15 protein-coding genes and 5 pseudogenes are annotated in these 18,621 nt (G+C 52.8%); 8 read left to right on the forward strand and 12 right to left on the reverse strand.

The features are described from left to right. Positions 1-32: 32 nt before the first annotated feature. Complete coding sequence (locus N018_RS12135; protein ID WP_025389735.1) at positions 33-245, reverse strand: AlpA family transcriptional regulator; 213 nt, start codon at positions 243-245, stop codon at positions 33-35. Positions 246-1,191: 946 nt separating this feature from the next. Between N018_RS12135 and N018_RS12140 the strand changes: the two genes are divergently transcribed. Then, a complete protein-coding gene (locus N018_RS12140; RefSeq protein ID WP_025389736.1) occupies positions 1,192-2,013 on the forward strand; it encodes a hypothetical protein in 822 nt (273 codons plus the stop codon). A 230-nt stretch (positions 2,014-2,243) separates the two neighbouring features. Beyond that, positions 2,244-2,363 (forward strand): annotated as a pseudogene (locus N018_RS28570) (IS5/IS1182 family transposase); the annotation flags it as partial. Between the two features lie 260 nt (positions 2,364-2,623). Here the strand turns inward: N018_RS28570 and N018_RS28575 are convergent. From N018_RS28575 to N018_RS12165, 7 genes are all read right to left on the reverse strand, one after another. Next, entirely contained in the window at positions 2,624-2,758 is a 135-nt protein-coding gene (locus tag N018_RS28575) for a hypothetical protein (protein ID WP_418903478.1), read from the reverse strand. Between the two features lie 200 nt (positions 2,759-2,958). After that, on the reverse strand, positions 2,959-3,501 hold the full coding sequence (locus N018_RS26450) for a DUF4189 domain-containing protein (RefSeq protein WP_229631370.1): 543 nt from the start codon (positions 3,499-3,501) through the stop codon (positions 2,959-2,961). Between the two features lie 64 nt (positions 3,502-3,565). Then, positions 3,566-4,156, reverse strand: a complete 591-nt coding sequence (locus N018_RS28580; protein ID WP_080274825.1) for a DUF4189 domain-containing protein — start codon at positions 4,154-4,156, stop codon at positions 3,566-3,568. 527 nt (positions 4,157-4,683) lie between these two features. After that, positions 4,684-5,541, reverse strand: coding sequence for a hypothetical protein (locus N018_RS12150; protein ID WP_025389738.1), 858 nt, complete (start codon positions 5,539-5,541; stop codon positions 4,684-4,686). Positions 5,542-5,983: 442 nt separating this feature from the next. Beyond that, on the reverse strand, positions 5,984-6,952 hold the full coding sequence (locus N018_RS12155) for an OmpA family protein (RefSeq protein WP_025389739.1): 969 nt from the start codon (positions 6,950-6,952) through the stop codon (positions 5,984-5,986). Positions 6,953-7,648: 696 nt separating this feature from the next. Next, on the reverse strand, positions 7,649-8,167 hold the full coding sequence (locus tag N018_RS12160; protein WP_025389740.1) for a hypothetical protein: 519 nt from the start codon (positions 8,165-8,167) through the stop codon (positions 7,649-7,651). A 120-nt stretch (positions 8,168-8,287) separates the two neighbouring features. Next, positions 8,288-8,488 carry a hypothetical protein gene (locus N018_RS12165; protein ID WP_025389741.1) on the reverse strand — a complete coding sequence of 67 codons (201 nt, stop codon included), beginning with the start codon at positions 8,486-8,488 and terminating at the stop codon, positions 8,288-8,290. A 921-nt stretch (positions 8,489-9,409) separates the two neighbouring features. Between N018_RS12165 and N018_RS27415 the strand changes: the two are divergent. The 4 genes and pseudogenes from N018_RS27415 to N018_RS12180 all read left to right on the forward strand — a co-directional run. Then, positions 9,410-9,851, forward strand: a pseudogene (locus N018_RS27415) (transposase); the annotation flags it as partial. Between the two features lie 336 nt (positions 9,852-10,187). Then, the gene (locus tag N018_RS12170) at positions 10,188-11,444 is read left to right on the forward strand and encodes an HlyD family secretion protein (protein ID WP_025389742.1); all 1,257 of its coding nucleotides are present in this window, start codon (positions 10,188-10,190) and stop codon (positions 11,442-11,444) included. Continuing rightward, the gene (locus N018_RS12175) at positions 11,441-13,591 is read left to right on the forward strand and encodes a peptidase domain-containing ABC transporter (RefSeq protein WP_025389743.1); all 2,151 of its coding nucleotides are present in this window, start codon (positions 11,441-11,443) and stop codon (positions 13,589-13,591) included. The genes N018_RS12170 and N018_RS12175 overlap by 4 nt, the downstream gene beginning before the upstream one ends. Then, a complete protein-coding gene (locus tag N018_RS12180) occupies positions 13,591-14,952 on the forward strand; it encodes a TolC family protein (protein WP_038401216.1) in 1,362 nt (453 codons plus the stop codon). The genes N018_RS12175 and N018_RS12180 overlap by 1 nt, the downstream gene beginning before the upstream one ends. Positions 14,953-14,966: 14 nt before the next feature. Here the strand turns inward: N018_RS12180 and N018_RS12185 are convergent. The 3 genes and pseudogenes from N018_RS12185 to N018_RS12195 all read right to left on the reverse strand — a co-directional run bounded on the left by N018_RS12185 (position 14,967) and on the right by N018_RS12195 (position 17,072). Further along, a pseudogene (locus N018_RS12185) lies at positions 14,967-15,476 on the reverse strand (LuxR C-terminal-related transcriptional regulator). A 706-nt stretch (positions 15,477-16,182) separates the two neighbouring features. Next, positions 16,183-16,404, reverse strand: coding sequence for a hypothetical protein (locus N018_RS12190; protein ID WP_025389745.1), 222 nt, complete (start codon positions 16,402-16,404; stop codon positions 16,183-16,185). Between the two features lie 455 nt (positions 16,405-16,859). After that, entirely contained in the window at positions 16,860-17,072 is a 213-nt protein-coding gene (locus tag N018_RS12195) for a hypothetical protein (protein WP_025389746.1), read from the reverse strand. A gap of 642 nt (positions 17,073-17,714) precedes the next feature. Between N018_RS12195 and N018_RS28030 the strand changes: the two are divergent. Further along, positions 17,715-17,855, forward strand: a pseudogene (locus N018_RS28030) (LysE family translocator); the annotation flags it as partial. 9 nt (positions 17,856-17,864) lie between these two features. Here the strand turns inward: N018_RS28030 and N018_RS26475 are convergent. After that, positions 17,865-18,175, reverse strand: a pseudogene (locus N018_RS26475) (chorismate mutase). 149 nt (positions 18,176-18,324) lie between these two features. Here N018_RS26475 and N018_RS12200 point away from each other — a divergent pair. Further along, on the forward strand, positions 18,325-18,543 hold the full coding sequence (locus N018_RS12200) for a hypothetical protein (RefSeq protein WP_025389747.1): 219 nt from the start codon (positions 18,325-18,327) through the stop codon (positions 18,541-18,543). The last annotated feature ends 78 nt before the right edge of the window (positions 18,544-18,621 follow it).

Raw genomic sequence — 18,621 nt, forward strand, 5'->3', positions numbered from 1 at the left:
AAAGGATGGGAAAATCCGAGGAGGAGAGAGGATCAGGTTCGGTTATTGAGGCGTTCGGCGATCCACTGATCGATCTCGACCGAATCCCAGCCCACAGCCCGTACGCCGAGGCGCCGCGCCTGTGGGAACTGACGCTTTTTCATCAGGTTGTAGATGTGAGCGCGCTTGAAACCAGACTTCGCTTCGACTTCACTGAGCCGCAGGATGCGGCGCTCGTTCGGTTGCAGTACCGGTGTTTGCAACATGGTGGTCACTCCTGAACGCTCAGTGGCGTTTGTTGGCGTGACCCCTATTCAATAGACATGGCTGCGGAAAGACATCGCAAATGCAATCTCTGCAATCCCGCATACATGCTGGAAACCGTCACGCGGCTGCCCTATGGACATCCTTCTGGACATCGGCTCGCGTTGTTGCCCCACCAAGGGCCGTTGTGTCGTTATGCCTACCGGGTGGACGGACAAGACTTAGCCAGCCCTCGACCAACGAGAAACAACACGCTCGATATCAGAGGTCACGGTTCCAACGTTATGGGGGACGTCAAATCCATCAAGGCCGATTCGATATGGTCTGATACACCCATGGTTTCACTATGCACGCAGGATGGAACAGCGACAGTTCAATGCCCGTTGGATGGAAAAAAAACCAAGCATCTCATTCTGTTTTGGCATCCTGATATATCGAGATAGTATCCAGCAGTGATGTGCCATGGATTGTTTGAAACGGGTGCGTGTAGCTCCCAATCCGACGCCAGTCGGGTGTTCTACGCAGTGACGTGTCCCGCATGAGCATGCCGCGCAAGCCACGACTGTGGCCACCGCGAAGACTGAGAGCACCAAGCTTATATTTCTTGTCCTACCAGCCTTAAGCCAACCTCAATCTCTACGCGGCGCTTCACGCGCAGACTTCGGGGGAAGCGGTCGATGCTGCGATGATGGTTCTATTAGAGCTGAAGACTGTCTAGGTAGAGAATCGTAGATTTCGAAGGCTCAGGGGGAAGGCGCACATTCCATATGTTGAGCGCAATATAAAATTCAATAAATAGCTTGGCCTGCACGCGCTGATCGGGTTTCTGGTTCTAAAGGGACGCTCCACGATTTGGCTATAGCACAGTTGCACTATAGCTTCGATGCGTAGCGTGATTCTAAACTCGAGCAGACATCTGGTACTTATATTGAGTTGCCGCAGAGTGCGATGAATATGATATTTAAATACTTGCCCGGATCAGTATGTTCTTTGACTTCTGACCGCTACCGTTACTTGATTTTCGCAACGCTGTTGCTGCTAAGTGCCTGTGGTCAGCCTGATAACAATGGCCGAGACAACGTGCGTAATAATATGCCACCTATTCACTTCGATCAGACTGTAGAGCTTATTCTTGAAGGTGGCAATTCGGCGCGTGAAACCTATCAGAATACTCTTCGTAATTGTCGGGCTGCGGGGATGCAAACCAGGGAACTGACGGAGCATGACGCCGCCCTGGTAGGCATTACCCGTTATGAAGGCTGGTTTGAACCCAATAGGGAGGTGATTCGAGAGCGCAGTTGGGAGGTCGCCAACGACGGTCCGGCCGGTACCTGTTTGTTCAGGCTGAAAATGTCAGGTTTGCAGGAAACTACAACTGCTGAACACTACGAGCAACTTGATCTCGCGACCGGAGAACGCAATGTGCAACCCTCGACGCCTGATGCTTTATTGCGTCTACCTATCGGAAAGGATGAAGAACAGACAAGTGCGGGCTTCGAGGGGCCTCAACGGAAAACTGTGTTTGGTCAGCCCTGTAATGAATGGCTAAATCGGTCGAGTGGTTTCAGGCAGTGTGTATGGGCAGCAGGCACAGAGTGGGGATTCACCTCGACAGGATTGAACGACTATCGCCCACGTCGCGATTTTATCGTGTTGGAACAGATGCCATTAAATGACCAAGGTTTCAAGGTCACTACGTCCACTATCACGATCGGCAAAGCATTTGATCCATCTACACTTAAGACGCCTTCGTCGGGCGATAGGAACTGATACATAACTGACTTCTACTTAGTCATACTTAATATTCATAAGTTTCCACTTGATCGATGTTGATCGTAATTGGTTCGGTGGTTGATTTCAATGGCAATGTATGTCAGGAGTTTATTGGGTATTTATTTGGGTTTTGCTTTTTGTTTAGAATTGCTCTTGGCTTTCTAGAGAGAAGTGATTTCGGGTTGTGAGCTTTCATGACTTAATTTTTTAATTGGCTAGATGGCTGTGGCTCAGGAGGCGTCGGCCCTAATCCGACCGATCGCGGTAAGCTCGGCGGCAAGCGGCATCCGATCGTCGACCGCAATGGCATCATTCCCTTGGCGTGCAGCGTCATCTGCGCTCAGCGGCTTCCAGGGTTTTGCTAGCCACTCTAAGCCCATGCGCCTACGGTTTGGTTTCCCTCTGTAAATTGGCGAGGCCACAGGCAAGAAATGCGCACAAGGAACTTGCGATCAGGGCCCAGCGAGCCCCTTGCTGGGAGTTAAGACTCAGGAAAGCGGCTGCGATGACGCCACCAATCATTTGGCCCAGCAACCTGACGGTAGCTAGAACGCCGTTGGATCTTCCGCTTTCTTGCGCGGAACTGTAGCTCAGCAGCAGTTTTAGGTTAGGCGTTTGAAATATACCAAAGCCGGCTCCTGCCATATTGCACGTTATCTCCAATCAAGCAATTCCCGGTAATATGTGTGAGCGCCGAGATTCTGACGTTGTCCCCGATCGTGGCGTCTCGCTCTAGGCACACAAAATGTGAAATTACGCTATTAGCGCCTACTTTGACTCGGGCGCGAATAACGAAGTTGTGCCCTATGATGGAATTTTCTCCTATGCAAGCACCCGAGCACAATAGCGCCCCCCCGATCTTATCTTTGCTCCTCGCCCTATCATGATAGGCCCACTATTAACAGCCTCTCACCATTTTTCCTGATGCCAAACATGAGCAAATTAGTATTTATGAAAAATAGGCTCTGAGCACGCGTTATATATAATCACGCACTCCGCCCCCGGGGTTTCTTGATTATTCACAGAGCACTTTTCTTTTGCTAACTTGCTTGCTTCGGAAAGCGTGTTTGCTCCAATGAACTCAGATGATCCATTTGCAAATGGTTTCCCGTTTAATTGAGGCTCAGCGATAACTGCGCACTGATTTATATAAGCCAACCCAATTTGGCAATTTTTTTGCCCGCGAGAGGCGCACCGCTGTAAAGCATCTTGCTCTGCTTCAGCTTTTGATGGCTTTCCCGTGGTCACGCCATAGTTTGGAACGGAATCACTGGACCCCATCGCGATCGCACCCCAGGTTTTAATCCATTCCCCAGTTGGCCGAGGGGCGACAGGTTGCTGCTGAACGGAGTTTTCTTGTGGAATCGGCGCGCACGCCACCGCACCTTGACCTCCGATCTGGTACTGACCTGGGGGACATGCGCCCTCTGCTACGGTATTGGATGCGAAGGCCATGATAAAAAGTAGAGGTAGGATCTTGAGCACTTTGCCTCCCTCAAAGACCCTTGCGAGGCTAATCCGGTAAGCTAGTATCCCTCTTAATCTCATATCAACTCACCTCGAATTCAGTATTTGTGGAAATTTGCTCTGTACAGGCGGTGTACCCCACCTTGCATTGAGCAGAGGGTGTTTTTTTATTTTTTTCTTTACAGTCGTTAGCGGACAATTCACTTGCTTCCGCGATTGTTGCGGCTCTACTTACACTAACCACGCCTGTAGAAAATGGCACTCCATTTATTTGAGGCTCAGCAAGCGCTACACATTGATTGTGGTACGAAATAAGAATTCTGCAATTATCCTCGCCGTGGGAAGCGCAACGCCTTAGCGAATCTTCCTCCGCATCTATCCTCGTTAGCTTTCCTGTAGTGACCCCGTAACTTGTGATGGCGTCAAGGGACCCCATCGCGATCGCCCCCCAAGTTTTTATCCATTCACCGCTCGGACGAGGCGCTGGCGCTGGCTGCTGAGAGCCCTCTTGTGGTATGCGCGCACACCCTGCCACCCCTTGTCCGCCAACAGGATATTGGCCAGGAGGGCAGCCCTGTTCTGCCATGGTGACACCCGAAAGAACCAAGCATGCCACGTAAAATATCGTCCTAAAAATCATAAGGCGTTCACCATTTCCCTTGATGCCAAACATGAGCAATCAATATTTTTGGAGAATAGGACTCTGAGTCCCCCATGCCGGTAATCGAATACAACTCAGCCACTACGCGATGTAAAATGCTATCCATTTGTTCTCCCTCTACGGTCTCTTTAGCGAACGCCTGAGTTGCAATAAGTAGCATGCAAAGCTAATCATTCTACTTTAGAAAAGCAAAGATTCTGCATTCGTATAGTGCACCGCAGATATCAATACTTAGAAAGGAGAATGTGCAATAGTCTATGTGTACTGTTGTTTTTTCCTTTTGTTTTTTGCGGCATGTGATAAGCCATTATTTGCTACCAATTTTTGTTTTTAGAACGACTGGCCCTCGTCGGAGTAAGCAGTAGAAATCCCAGTCCGAGGCATTGCGGATTTCATGCACGTCTACCTGCGTGGCATCAGCCCCGCTCAAGTAGCGCCCGATGTGTCATTCATAAGTATGCTCATAGCGGGCTGCGGTGTGAACTGCATCAAGATTTATGCTGATTTTTCTTCGTCTTTTGTTTCTTCGCTTCGCTCTGTTAAGGAAGCAGCCCTTTGCCAAGACTGAAGGACTTGACCTGCATCCGGCAGCCGCTCCCACCCTTAAGTGGCTCGGCTTCCAGCGGGATGGCGTTCAGATAGGTGCCTGCGCCGTCCACGGTACAGCCAGCCGCATCGCTAGGCAATTCCACAAAGCCCCACTTCATGCCGCCGGACCACGTGCAGACGCTTTGACGGTCGTTCTGCCAGCGTGTACAGGGCTGACCTTTAATCTGCTCTTCGCCTATCAGCTTCCAGCCTATAGACTGCAAGTTCTGACGTTCTTGAATGCGCGAATCGCTGTCGATCGCTTCATACAGACCTGTATCGTCTTCATTCGCGCTTTGGTCCACGTGTGCTTCAAGCTTGATGAGGCATGTAGTTTTTGCTCCATCGCCATCAGCGCCGAATGTCCAACTAGTCTGACGTGCAGATTGACGTCGCGCGTCGATCAATATCTCAACTTCACCGGTCCCCAGTTTCGCCTCGTCCGTCGAAGACAGGGCGCGCGTGGGCATTCCCGATCCTTGGCAAGCGTCTAGTTTCGCTCGATAGTTTTTGCGCTCCCAATTCTCCCCAATCATGATCGACTCCCAAGTAAGGACAACGTGCAAAGCAGGGAGGGATTTAGAGCCGCTATTGGGAGTTGATGCAGGTTTCAATTCTTCTTTGGTTGCATCGTTCGGTGTCGCCTCATAGGCTGAGGTATCGTTCTCCTTACGAACGGTCCCGCCGGAAAAAGTGAATACGCCGATTGCTATGATGGTTGTGAGCAAAATCGTAATGGCTATATAGTTGCTAGAGCCTTGACACAATAGCTTGCTGTAAAAGCGATTTCGTTCAAGAGGTTTTTTCATCTGGAATTATCCTTGGTGGAGTTTCCTTGGGACAGGTTCTTCAATCCGTCCTAGCATAAAACTCGCAATGTCTGAGGTCGTCACCTTATTCTTAGTCGGTACTGCGCTATGCCTATGACATTGCTTTTTATACGGGCGTTTAGCTAGGGTGAGTGGCCCTAGATAGGTAAAATGGTCATCCGATATTCATATGTGGACTAGATTTAATGGGCCAAATTCGGTATGATCGGATCATTACTGATGATGATCGCCAGAGTCATAATTCCACAATTTTCTCCATCTTCCTAGCCGGAAAAATGTGTTTGTTACTGACGGTATAGTGACGCTAGATACCGATGTTGATCACTGTAAAATTTAATCACGCGTACACTTAACTGACTCTGCTTCCGTGGACTATTACATGATCTGCATAGTGCGAGTTCTGGAGTTTTGCTAGCCGCTCTTAGTCCTGCTTTACCAACTCTACCCTGCGGTTTTGCGCCTTACCCGCTTCAGTGGTGTTGTCGGCTACCGGGTTAGCGTCGCCGAAGCCGACAGCCAATAATCTGTCCGCCTCAATTCCTCTGGCGGTAATGGCGGCTACAACTGCCTTAGCCCGGCCTTCCGAAAGCGTCTTGTTGTGCGCGGGATCGCCGATCCCATCGGTATAGCCGTTGACAGCTAGTTTGAGTGCTGCGTCGTCCTTGAGCAACTGCGCGACCTGCGCGATTTGCGGCTGCGAATCCGGCAGTACGTCAGTCTTGTCGGTGGCGAAGTTGACGTGCAGCGCGACCTTGCCGTTCTTGTCGATCTGCGTCTTCAGTTCGCTGGCAGGCAGCAGGCTGGCGGTGACCTGCAGCGGCTTGGTCTCGGCGATCAGCAGGCCGCCGCCGAACTGGTAGCTGCACAGGTGGATCCAGATATCGCGATCGGCGCGATGTACGACGAAGACCTGCGCGGGGTTGTTCCAGATATCGCCCAGGCCGCTGTTGTACTTGCTTGCGACATTGCGCGGCCATTCCTCGATCTTCTGAGTAGCCGCTTCAGTAAGCTTGCCATCGAAGATCTTCTTGCCGCCGAGCGCGGTGACGACAGCCTCGATGTTGCGTTCCAACTCCAGGTCGGAGAAGGTCTTGCCCTGCGCCGCGTCGATGTGCGCCGACCAGACCTTGCCCTCGACCGGCTGCAGGCGATCGCCGGTCCAGAACGGCACCTGATCGAAATCGGCAATATCTGGTGTGGCTCCCGCGACATAGCCGCTGGGTAGGGCAATGTACGGGAAGTCTCCCAGCGGCGCGCTGGACACTGGCAGGCTGCCGGCATCGAATACCTTTTTGTGTGCTGCCTGTGCGGATGATGTGGCCTGAGCACTAAGGCCGAGAATCATGGCTAACGCAAGTGTAACCGCTGCTGTTTCTTTCAATAACGGCATCTTTTCGTCCATACATCAAATTTGTGAATGTTGACCCTATTACTAACACGTTACCGATGCAGTATTACGATGCCGATGCTAGCCATAACACGCAATAGTACATCTGTCCTATTGCCTCGCCTTTCACAACGGGATCACAAATGCTTCGCCGTTAATCTATACCCCGCACTTAACTTTCACGTAATTAATCTTTTCATCGACGTCAACTAGAACTTTTTTAAATATAACTATCTGAAAATTCGAGCGATCTATCGCATTCGTTGGCCTCAACCACAATCCCTATCTGCATCTGTCCGAGCTTCCCGCCTCCCTCCAGAGGCTCAGGCTCTATAACTCGATGGACCGCAAACCCAGCTGGGCATTCGGCTGTTACTTCTTACTGAGGTGCGGACCAGGGAATTGCGGTTGCCTACCTCGGATCAGATTGACTTAGATCTCATCACTCTGCCGCAGCTTGTCAAGTAGTTTCAGAGCGAAATGCCAAAGGCCTGCAAGCGTCCGGAGGATATGTCGCCATCCATCGTATCCCTGTCTGTCTATGCTATCGAGATCGTGAGTTACCTACTGAGCGTAATGCGGCCTGCTAAAATGCTCTTTTCGACGCACCGCATTGCGATCAAGTAAACCATCAGCGAGGATTGCTATTGCGCGGGCTTTTGCTCAACGAGTTGCGGTGCGTGTTGTGGCGTATTTGCGTTATTTGGGGGACTGAGTGCCGCCGGGCTCTTTTTTTGCAACCTGAGCCGGCCCGACAAGGTGGGAATAGTCTGGATCTCTGTTCTGGCGTGGGGTATCAAAGGGAAATGGCTCAGAACTGTTTGAAATCAACACGGAGATCTGCTGCATTTCCACGTCCCGGCTGCCGCTCCAGACCAGGTCATAACCAAGGTTTTTGCCACCACGCTGTTCATAGCGGCGGTAGTATTCTCTGGTGCCGCGATAACCCTCGATGATGAACAAACGGCCTTTTCTGGATGAGTGGGTTACGGTGGTTTGACCGTCACTAGTCAGGTCGTTATACATCCCGTCGATAGCGTCGGGTTTGACGTTATCGGCACGTAATATCTCGATCGAAACACTTTTGTCTTCGAAATCAATATCGACCAACGTGACCAAGTTCGACTCTGGATGCGTGGTTCTGGTGAGTAACATCGAAGGGTAGGCCAGCTTTACGCCGGACTTGGGCTCAATGATGGTCACCCAGTCCCATTTCATCAGGTTAGTCGCCGCCAAGTCTCCCAAGCGCACTGCGAGGTCGGCATTTAGTATCCCGGTGCCAGGTTGCTTGTATTGCCGCTGAGCGGTTGCGATAGCTTCCCGGGTGTCTTTACCAAACTATCCATTAATCCAGCCCTTGTAAAAACCGCCCCAAACCAAGCCTTCCTGAATCAGCTTTCGTTCATCGATATTTAGCATGCCTTCGGTGTTGTCGGCATTCTGCGAGGCGTAGGGTTTAGCCGGAGTTGTCACACCGGCAAGCACGCCTGCAGGATGCGAGGCAAACGTTACAACAGGCGTGATGACTGCTGCGCGCAAGATCCGACTTCTCCAGCTCGTCAAGGAGCGGGTTGCTACGGTCGCTTTCGTCAATGGAATAGCCCCTAAAGTGCGCTTGCCGGAGAAAGTAAGCTTGTCATTTTGTTGTTATTCAGTTATGGGTGGTGCCTCTTAGCACGTCCATTGCATAGCCGCTGATACTCGTTCCCGTCAGGTCGGCTTGATCGCAACTTTAAATTCGCCGTTCGTGACTGTAGAAAGTGGTATCTGCTTTATAACGTGCAGAGGACGCCGGAACTCCCAGCTTTCGTCGACTTCGTAAGTCAGGTGTTTGTGATCAATGGCGATCACACCTTCGTAGCAGATCAAAGTCTGCCTCAATTCGTCGTCACTGAGTAACGGCTGCGGATCGGCTTTCTGCTGATTAGTTCGCCAGCGCGCATTAAGGAAAGCACGGCAGGCGGAAGCGCTGGGCGGCTTGCGGTCTTTGATCGTATCCGATGGCAGTTTTCCACTGGCATTGACGCAGACACATAAGGAAAATTACATGTGCGCCCATAAAACCTGCCGTTGCTTCACAAGGTGTTGCTGCCCAGACGGATGCAGTAGTCATACTCGTTTTTATCCTTGAATACTGCACTATGGACGGCATTTATGTCGGTTGCGAAGTCACGCTATCGGTTGAATCTTCAAAGGTTTGTTAATAGCAATTTACGGGGGAGCGATAAAATTGCAATAGCACATCTGTACCATAGGTGCCGCGACTGCGAGTGTGCTTATAACGAAAGTTAACAAGAGAAATGATGAAGCGGAGGAGTGCGCGAGGAATTGTCGTCCGAAAATATTCTGGCCGAGCCTAATACTTACTATCGGATTGTTGAACTTTATGGTGCTATAGGTCATGGACCATTCAGGTGCTGTTCGTGGTCGCTTTCAGCATCGGGGTGGCGTGCCCACACTTTGGGCGACCGTAGTTTTTTGCTGCGCCAAGGTACCGAGATTAATGCGACGATTACTCATGCGCCGGGTTTTACAAAGAACAAGGGCGGAAAACGTTACCTGATATACATCATGCGAAGAAAGCAAATCCATATTTCTTTGGGATGAAAGTGCACCTCGGTGTCGATGCTGAATCTGGTTTTGTGCATAGCTTAGTGGGCACGTCGATGAATGTCGCGGACTTAAACCGGGTCGATCAATTACCGCACGGGAAAGAAACTTACGTTTCTGGCGACGCGGGTTACACCGGCGTAGTAAAGCGCCCCTAGCATCAAGATCGCCAAACGATCTGGTCGATGCTGCTCGGCCCGTCAGCTATATAATAAAGCATACAAATAAGAGCCTGATCGGGCGCATGCGTCGCAGCATCGAATACACGATAGCTCAAGTGCGTGCTGAGGTTTCCCCTAAGGTATAAATGAAGTCTTCGCAGGCAAGAGTTGCGTATGACGCGCTTATTGAACCCGCTCTCTTACCACCGCAGCAATAGTACAGATGTTCTATCTATAGCGGTGGCATTATGCTGTTAGGTCATGTGTGCTATTGAGGTTGACGGTCGTCAAAGCTCCAATGTCCACCCTATGAATCAAAGCCATTTTCAGCCGGCTCGTACATCTATATCGGTTAATCAAGTTACGGCTGCATAGGCTTCCAAGCATCAGCTTGTCCTTTTATTGAAAAATATGGAGGCAGAATTGTTTTTATGGTGCATTCCTCATGATTGACGCGCTCTACAGTCATGCTATTTCGGTCTGAAGCACTCGACGCGCAGAAGCGCAGTATGTTGGGGACAGTCTTATTAGTCAGCCCTATGTCGATGCGCTTGGCGGCCGCCGTCGCGCTGCTGTTCTGCATCTGCATGGGCCTGTTTCTGACCTTCGCTACCTACACCAAACGTACTGCTGCAAGCGGTGTGCTGCTGCCTGAAACAGGCCTGATCAGGATTTATGCGCCACAAGCCGGTGTGGTCAACCATCTGCGCATTACCGAAGGACAGCCGGTGAATGCCGAAGCCGTGTTGATGGCGTTGTCCAGTGATACGCAAAACGGCGAAGCGGGCGGTGCGCAACGGGCGATCAGTCTGTCGATCAAACGCCGCCAGGAAAGCCTGACTCAGGAGATCGACGAGACTCTGGCCTTGCATCAGCAGGAGCTGGAGGGCAAAAAACGTCAGGTCGAAGCGCTGGAAACCGAGCAGCAGAAAATACTCGCGCAAATCGACCTGGCGCGTCAGCGGCTGGCGTTGACCAAAGGGATTGCCGAACGCTACGCCAACCTGCAACGCCAGGATTACGTATCGCGTGATCAGCTTCAGGAAAAAGAAGACGCTGTGCTGGACATGCGCTTGCGCGGTGAAGAACTGAATCGCTCGCTGCTGACCGTGCGCGCCGAAAGCACCAGGCTGCGCGCGGAGCTGGTCGAGCTGCCGTTCAACCAGAGTAAGCAACTGGCCGACCTGCAACGCAGGCTGGCGGAGAGTCAGGACCAACTGGTCGAAAGTGAGACCAAGCGGGAGATTCTGATCACTGCGCCAACCGACGGTGAGGCAACCGCCCTCTCGGTCGCCAACGGTTCACGGGTCGACAGTGCGCGGCCGCTGCTGAGCATCGTGCCTACCGATGCAACACTTCATGCGGAGTTGTATCTGCCCAGTCGCTCGGTAGGCTTTGTACGCGTGGGCGATACCGTGATGTTGCGTTACCAGGCCTATCCCTATCAGCGCTTCGGCCTGCAGCCGGGCACCGTGTCGTCAATTTCCCGTACCGCATTGCCCGCTGATGAAGTCATGACGCTGGGCAATATCTCCGAACAGATGCGCGAGCAGGGCCCTTTCTATCGGGTCACGGTCGCGCTGGCGTCTCAGACCATCGAGGGTCAGGGCAAACGCGAGCGTTTGCGCTCCGGTATGCAGCTGGACGCCGACATCATGCAGGAAAAGCTACCGCTCTATGAGTGGCTGCTCGAGCCTTTGCGCGGAATAGGAAAGCGCCTTTGAACCTCAAAAATGCGTTCACTTTCGGGGTCGGAAGAAAACTGCCGGTGGTGCTGCAGGCCGAAGCCACTGAGTGTGGCCTGGCGTGCATGGCCATGATCGCCAGTTACCACGGACAACACAGCGACCTTTTTTCTCTGCGTGAACGTCTTTCGCCGTCGATGAAAGGCGTCAACCTCAAGCAGCTGACCCGCATGGCCGCGCAACTCGGACTAGGCAGCCGGGCACTGCGCGTCGAATTGAGTGCGCTGGGTCAACTGCAACTGCCTTGCGTGCTGCACTGGAACTTCAACCATTTTGTGGTGCTCAAGGAGGTCACTGCGCACGGCGTAGTGGTGCACGACCCAGCGCGTGGCCTGTGCAAGCTGTCGCTGGATGAGGTGTCGGCGGCCTTTACCGGCGTGGCGTTGGAGATGTGGCCGGAGAGTGATTTCCAGCCGGTCGCTGTCCGGCCGCCCATTCCGTTGCGCAAACTGCTGGGGCGAGTACGCGGCTTTGGCCGGGTGCTCACCCACGTGCTGCTGTTGGCGCTGGCGCTGGAGCTGTGCACCATTCTCAGTCCGTTCTTCATGCAGACCGTGATCGACAAGGTGCTGGTCAGTGCCGATCTGGATCTGCTGGCGGTGCTGGCCATCGGTTTCGGCATTCTGTTGATCATTCAGCACAGTGTTGCGCTGGCCCGCGGGTGGGCGCTGATGTACCTGGGTACGATGCTCGGTTCACAGTGGCAGATTAACGTGTTCACTCATCTGCTGCGTTTGCCGGTGGCGTTTTTTGAGCGCCGCCATCTGGGCGATATCGTCTCGCGCTTCGGCTCTCTGAAGTCGATCCAGCAGACGGTCACCACTTCGTTCATTGAGGCGATGCTCGACGGACTGATGACCGTCATCACGCTCGGACTGATGATTGCTTACAGCCCGAAGCTGGCGCTCGTCGCCGTGGTGGCGATGGTGATTTATGCCCTGGCGCGCTGGGCCTGGTTCGGGCCGTTGCGGCGAGCCAGCGAGAATCAACTGGTCCATGCGGCTCGTCAACAATCGCACTTTCTGGAAAGCGTGCGCGGCGTGCGCACCATCAAACTGTTCAATCGCCACGAGCAGCGCTGCAACGCCTGGAGTGCCTTGCTGGTGGAAGAAATCAACGCCGGTCTGCATCCCCAGAAACTGCAACTGGCCTATCGTACCTTCAACGGCGTTCTGTTCGGGCTGGTGACGATCATTATCATCTGGCTGGGCGCCAGGCTGGTGCTGGAAGGGCAGTTCAGTGCCGGAATGCTGATTGCATTCAACTCGTACAAAGAGCAGTTCAACGGCCGCGTCGCCGGGCTGATCGACAAGATCGTTGACGTCATCATGCTGCGCCTGCATGGCGAGCGCCTGGCTGACATTGTGCTGCAGGAGGCCGAGCCGGTTTCTGGCCTTGATGCATTCGATGACGCCAGCAGTGAGAAAGCGCCCAGCCTTGAAGTGCGTGATCTGCGCTTTCGCTATTCCGAGTATGAACCTTACGTGCTGGACGGTGTGTCGATCCATGTCCGCGCTGGCGAGTCGGTCGCTATCGTCGGTCCATCGGGCGGCGGCAAAAGCACTTTGCTCAACGTCATGCTCGGCATCCTGGCCCCAAGCGCTGGCAGTGTCCTGCTGAATGGACTGCCGGTCGGGCCTGAGCATGTCAACACGCTGCGGCGCCTGACCGGCACGGTACTTCAGGATGATGTGCTGTTCGCCGGGTCGATTGGCGACAACATCAGCTTTTTCGAGACCGGTGCCGATCAGCACTGGATCGAGCAGTGCGCCCGGCTGGCCGCTGTTCACGATGATATTGCTCAGATGCCGATGGGCTACAACACGCTGGTGGGCGACATGGGCACGGTATTGTCCGGCGGCCAGAAGCAGCGGGTATTGTTGGCCCGGGCGCTGTATAAAAAACCGCAGTTGCTGTTTCTTGATGAAGCGACCAGCCATCTGGACATTGCTCGCGAAGCGGCGGTCAATCAGGCGCTTCAGGCGTTGAACATCACCCGGATCATTGTTGCCCACCGACCAGAAACCATTCGCTCGGCGGATCGGGTCGTGGCGCTTGCCAATGGTCGAATTGCCTACGACGGCCCTGTGCTCGAAGAGCCTTCAGCGCAGGGCTCCGAGCCGTGATGCGCGGTGTCGGCGGGTGGGCTTTGTTGAGTGCCGCCGGTATGTTGCTGGCGTCGCTGTGCATGGCGGATAACCGCGTGGAGGCTTGCCCTGGTTCCAGTAGGCTGCCGGATACCCTGAACCTCGCAACGGCGGTGTCTGTCGCGTTATGTGCCGATCCCAAGCTGCGTGAAGCGTGGCTGACCGAGCTGGCGCGTCAGGCGGAAATGGACGCTGAGCACTCGGCCTACTACCCGAACGTGGAAGGGCAGTTTCAAAAAGGTCGGGCTGGCAAGACCACGCGTTATCCGGGTTTCTCCGAAGCCAATTCAAGGCTGAACGCCAGTACCAGCATCTACGGCCTGAACATGAGCTGGGTGCTCTTCGACTTCGGGCTTCGCGCCGCAAAAGTCGAAAGTGCCCGCCAGTTATTGAACGCCGCCAGTAGCAGCCGCATTGAAGAAGTGCAGAAGTCGATGCTTGCCACCGCCAGGGTCTTTTACCAGGTGCAGGCCAACACCGCGTTGTTGCAGGCCAAAGTCAGTGCTGAACGTCTTGCCGACAACAGCTTGAAAGCTGCTGACGCGAAATACCGTGCTGGCGCCGGCGAGCAGACGGATCGTCTGCAGGCGCAATCCAGTTTTGCCGAAGCGCAGCTGGATCGGGTAATGGCGGAAGGTGACCTGGCCGCGGCGAGAGGCGAATTGGCCAGCCAGCTCGGGTTATCGCCTGCTGCCCCCCTCAAACTGGTTGCGCTGGATGAACCGGGCAGCGAAGACGTGGCGTTTCTGGGCGACGTCAATGCGCTGATGGAGCAGGCCAAGGCGTTACATCCGGCCATAGAAAAAGCCCGCGCAGACTGGGCGGCGAGTCAGGCAAAAGTTGAGGCAGCGAAAGCCCAAGGCCGACCTACCGTCTCGCTGTTCAGCAACTACAGTCGTCAGGACACGCCCGTCGAGCAGGTTTCGACCCGGCAGGAGATAGACACCTGGACAATCGGCGTGCAAATCACGGTGCCGATTTTCGATGGCTTTCTCAATCGGCGCAGGGCGAGGGCTGCCAGTTACGAAAGTGCTGCTCGCGAACAGGCGTTGCATGAGGTTGAAAACAGTATTGCGCTGAGCGTCTGGAAGAGTCAGCAGGCGTTGGAATCCAGAACCCGCGCACTGGCCATCAGTCGTCTGTTTGTCGAAAGTGCGAGTAAGTCTTATGAAATTGCTCAGGGTCGTTACAAAGCTGGTGTTGGCAGTATTCTGGAGCTTCTGCGTTCGCAGAATGATCTGGCTTCAGCAACGCAGAAACGCGTGGAATCTTTGGTCAACTGGCACAACGCCAAGCTGCAACTGGCATCTGACCTTGGCAGTCTGAACATCGGAGACTGAATATTTTCAAGCGCTTAGTAGATCGCCAGGCTGTAGAATTGCGCTGCGGCGGCTCGAGTGGATATGCCCAGCACCTTGAACAGACTGGACACGTGCATACGCACGGTGAAAAGCGATATACCCAGGTCCCTGGCGACCTCCTTGTTGTTTTTTTCGCGCCACCACGCTAAGTATTTGCTTGTGACTGGCAGAAAAGGGGGGTATTGAATTAACGGCCGATTCGATGAAAATCGAGGCTTCAGATGTGTAATTGACGATTGTCCCCCCTGACGGATGGCGACGATGGATTCGGCTATTTCCTGCGGATTGATATTTTCAGCAATAAAGCCGTCAGCACCGTATGTCATTACCTGGGAAATAGTTTCTGGATCGCAGGTCATCGAAACTATGATCATAGAGGTACGTTGGAGTTCAATGCATAATTCTACAATTTTTGCATCGAGTCTAGTCCGGAAAAGTACAGGTTTAGCATGCGTGTATAAACTTCCATTTGCAGAGCGTGCCACGGACAGGAACTCATTAATTTTTCGGGCTTGCTAGATGACGGTCTCTGGCGGAAGATGTTCAGTGGTACGCAACACGCTTTCACAAAAGAAGGAGAGGTTTGGGAGTCACCACCTATGAGGTTACACACTGATCTTATTTCAGATTATAAATAGCTTCATCGTTATTCTCAAAAATTATGTTTATCTTTTGCGACACGCATTCAGGCTGATTGTTTTCGCTAACATCTCAGTTATCAAAAGGCAGGGCAGAATCACAAGAAGTGGAATGGCGCTAGAAATCCGACTAATGTTGAAAGCTTTTTATTGAGTACTTGTTAGAGTCGGCGGGACGGTTGGAGTCCATAATACGATCCTGTCAGCGCTGGTTAATAGTCGATGCAACGGTTTGCCACGCTGGTGCCGAACACGATCTCCAGGTATTCAAGTATCCACTTGGCCACCCAGTGCTGATCGCTATACTCCGCCACAGGTTAGCCTTGTTTATCGGCACAGCCAGTATGCATAATCAGGAGATTGGCATTTGAGCCAAAGAACTATCGCTAATGTGTTACGAGTGCTCTGGATTCAGCATGTCCGCTAAAGTATGTAACAGAGTGCAAGGTAGGTAAGCGTATTTTTTGTCCAAACTGCCGCGGCTTTCAGAGTTGAGTTCGCATTTGTTATTGGTTCGGGAAAGACGCGTCAATACGCCCTTACCTGAACAACGGTAAGGGCGTGTAGCAGATCAGCTCACGAAAGGCCCGCGAATGTCTGACGGCGGAGGTACATCGGGAAACGGGAAGGTGCAGATAGGTTCAGGTTTGATCGCGCCGGGATCTGGCACTGGCAAGATGGTGTAATCTGCGCCACCTGCAACGCAGTGCAACTCCGTGTCAGTCAGTTCATAATCTTGGGACGAGCTGATGCCTGCTAAGGTCTCGATGATTTGCTCGTTGAGAATAATCATTTCAAACCTCCTCACGCTGGTAGGAAAACGTCTTTCCAAACAGTTTTATAAAAAGGATGCCCGAGGCTCATTAGCCATAAACTTCATATCTGGCGGCTAGCAATATGTGATTTCTTTAGCCCGATCGTGAGTTGGAGGCAATATGAGACCCAGGCAAATCCAGCTTACCGTTTTTTACAAGCGTACAGTTCTAAGGGTGAATTTTATTTCTCCTATTATACTCCCAAAGCTGTGTGGTAGTGGCCACTGCAGCAAACATTCCCACTGACCAAAGTTCATTCCAAGCCAGGTCTATAAGTGCTGCAACAAGGAAGCAGATGGCGGCAAGCCAGAACATCTTTGGCGAATTGACGGTTTTTCCAAATAGTTTTTCACGATTAGGAATCACAGCTACACTCCACTTTTATGTGGTTTGAACGTCGTCACCAATACTCTGAGACCTTGCGACTGATGTTCTATAGCGTCGAGTAGGTCTGGTAGGCGTCGAATGCACTGACCGCTGCCACGCCAACCAGTATGGCGCCAGCTCCGACAGCAGTAACCGGCGCCAATGCTGCTGCTGCAGCCACCACGCCAACCGCTTTTACCCCGTCGCTCACTGTCATGGCACCGCCAATTTGTGACATTTCATTATCGCTGAGTTCACGTACAGTCAATTTCTCGCTCATGTCTCATTACCTTCATTTAAAGTTAATAAAAAATGTTTGATAAGTTGGCGACTGTCACTACGAGTCGCGTTGATAATAATCAACTGGTGGCTCGCGGATTTAAATAGTACAGATGTACTAGTGGCTGATTGAGCAATGATTTTCGCATGGGGGCATCTTGTGAGAGCTGTATTGGAGGACTTTCAATTTTGGTGAGATGCACCAGTTCGAAGAAATAAAAGGTCGAGCACGGATGACGCAGAAGCGCGTCGCTGACGCTTGTTAGGCAGGTGAGAGAGAAAATGCCGTAAGCACTTCCTGATCGGGATAGATAGAAATCGTACTCTGAAAGAGCTTGATAACACTGATCGAATCCCTCCACATTTCATCTGAGCGTTGAGCCAGCATCGAAGGCGATACCAAGACGGATAAGGCTAGCCTCGATCGCGCAAGCCGAATCGTTTGATTGAAAGGGCAGGTTATTGATCGAGTGAGTGATTAAGTGTTATGTTTAGTACTCAGACTGCTCTGTCGGAGGTCGAACTGCAAGTCCTTGGTGCTACGAAACGGTACATCAGAGGTTGCTGACGTATGGCGCAGCCAGTGCGCATAGGCCCGCCCCTTCCCAAGCTCCTGCGCGAAGGCACCAGCATTACCGTACGACTGGGCGTAGGCTATTTGCTTTGGCTTGGCGTCAAAGTGCTACGTTCTCGTAGCCCGATTTGCTTCCGACCAGCCGCTCAACAACCTCTGCCGAGCATTTTGCTCACTGGATTCCTCCTGGCAGCACTCAGTCTGAAGCCTGTTTAAGGTTTAGTGAGTTTTCAACTCTTCTTCAATGAATGCAGAGATCATCGCTCTGTATACCCGCTCCACGACATCAGGTGAGGCGCCGGAATCGGTTGCAATTCCGCGCACTTTGCTGATGACCTGCTCAACCCTCGCTGGAGCGCGCACATCATAAGTGGTTTTTTTGAAAGCCGCCGTTGGGTGACGAGGTTGCCGCGCCTGGCGAGGAGTGCAACCACATCGCGGTCGAGGCGGTCTATGTGTTGACGAACTTCTTCGATTGATGTGCAGAGCGTACGTCCATGCGTGCAGTGATTAAAGGCTGTCTTGGGCACCTCTGGCGACGCTTATTGCGGATTTTGTCCATTCTGGCCATTGCCTGAACCGCTGATATTTTTTCATAACGCGGTGCCAGGTATGGCTACAGGATTGCATCAGCTTTGAACGATACTAATGGGAGCCTCAATGTATATTTGAAGACGTTATGATGGATTCTCCGATCGAAGCAGGAAGCCATATCACCATTGGCAAAGCACTGACACCGCTACGCGACGAGGGCGTCCTGATCATCGGCAGTACCGTCAGTTACCACGGCGGGCTGCGCCGCCTTGGCCAGGACATAGCGGGCGCCACGCGGCGCTTCGATTACTGGCTGGCGGCAGGCCTGCAAATACCTGACCCCGTCGCTCGCGCACGCGCTTGAGAAATAGGAGGACGCGGCGGACGCACGGATTTGCCATCCTCTCAGCGAGCATTTAACGCCCCTGTTCGTTACGATTGG

Origin of the sequence: Pseudomonas syringae CC1557 (assembly GCF_000452705.1) — a bacterium.
Taxonomy (GTDB): domain Bacteria; phylum Pseudomonadota; class Gammaproteobacteria; order Pseudomonadales; family Pseudomonadaceae; genus Aquipseudomonas; species Aquipseudomonas syringae_F.

Excerpts from the sequence above, each read along its gene's own strand:
- N018_RS12180 (WP_038401216.1), top strand. The coding sequence starts at position 13,591 with ATGCGCGGTGTCGGCGGGTGGGCTTTGTTGAGTGCCGCCGGTATGTTG.
- N018_RS12190 (WP_025389745.1), bottom strand. The coding sequence starts at position 16,404 with ATGATTATTCTCAACGAGCAAATCATCGAGACCTTAGCAGGCATCAGC.
- N018_RS12195 (WP_025389746.1), bottom strand. The coding sequence starts at position 17,072 with ATGAGCGAGAAATTGACTGTACGTGAACTCAGCGATAATGAAATGTCA.
- N018_RS12155 (WP_025389739.1), bottom strand. The coding sequence starts at position 6,952 with ATGCCGTTATTGAAAGAAACAGCAGCGGTTACACTTGCGTTAGCCATG.
- N018_RS12200 (WP_025389747.1), top strand. The coding sequence starts at position 18,325 with ATGATGGATTCTCCGATCGAAGCAGGAAGCCATATCACCATTGGCAAA.
- N018_RS28580 (WP_080274825.1), bottom strand. The coding sequence starts at position 4,156 with ATGTTTGGCATCAAGGGAAATGGTGAACGCCTTATGATTTTTAGGACG.
- N018_RS12135 (WP_025389735.1), bottom strand. The coding sequence starts at position 245 with ATGTTGCAAACACCGGTACTGCAACCGAACGAGCGCCGCATCCTGCGG.
- N018_RS12150 (WP_025389738.1), bottom strand. The coding sequence starts at position 5,541 with ATGAAAAAACCTCTTGAACGAAATCGCTTTTACAGCAAGCTATTGTGT.
- N018_RS12140 (WP_025389736.1), top strand. The coding sequence starts at position 1,192 with ATGAATATGATATTTAAATACTTGCCCGGATCAGTATGTTCTTTGACT.
- N018_RS12170 (WP_025389742.1), top strand. The coding sequence starts at position 10,188 with ATGCTATTTCGGTCTGAAGCACTCGACGCGCAGAAGCGCAGTATGTTG.
- N018_RS12160 (WP_025389740.1), bottom strand. The coding sequence starts at position 8,167 with ATGAAATGGGACTGGGTGACCATCATTGAGCCCAAGTCCGGCGTAAAG.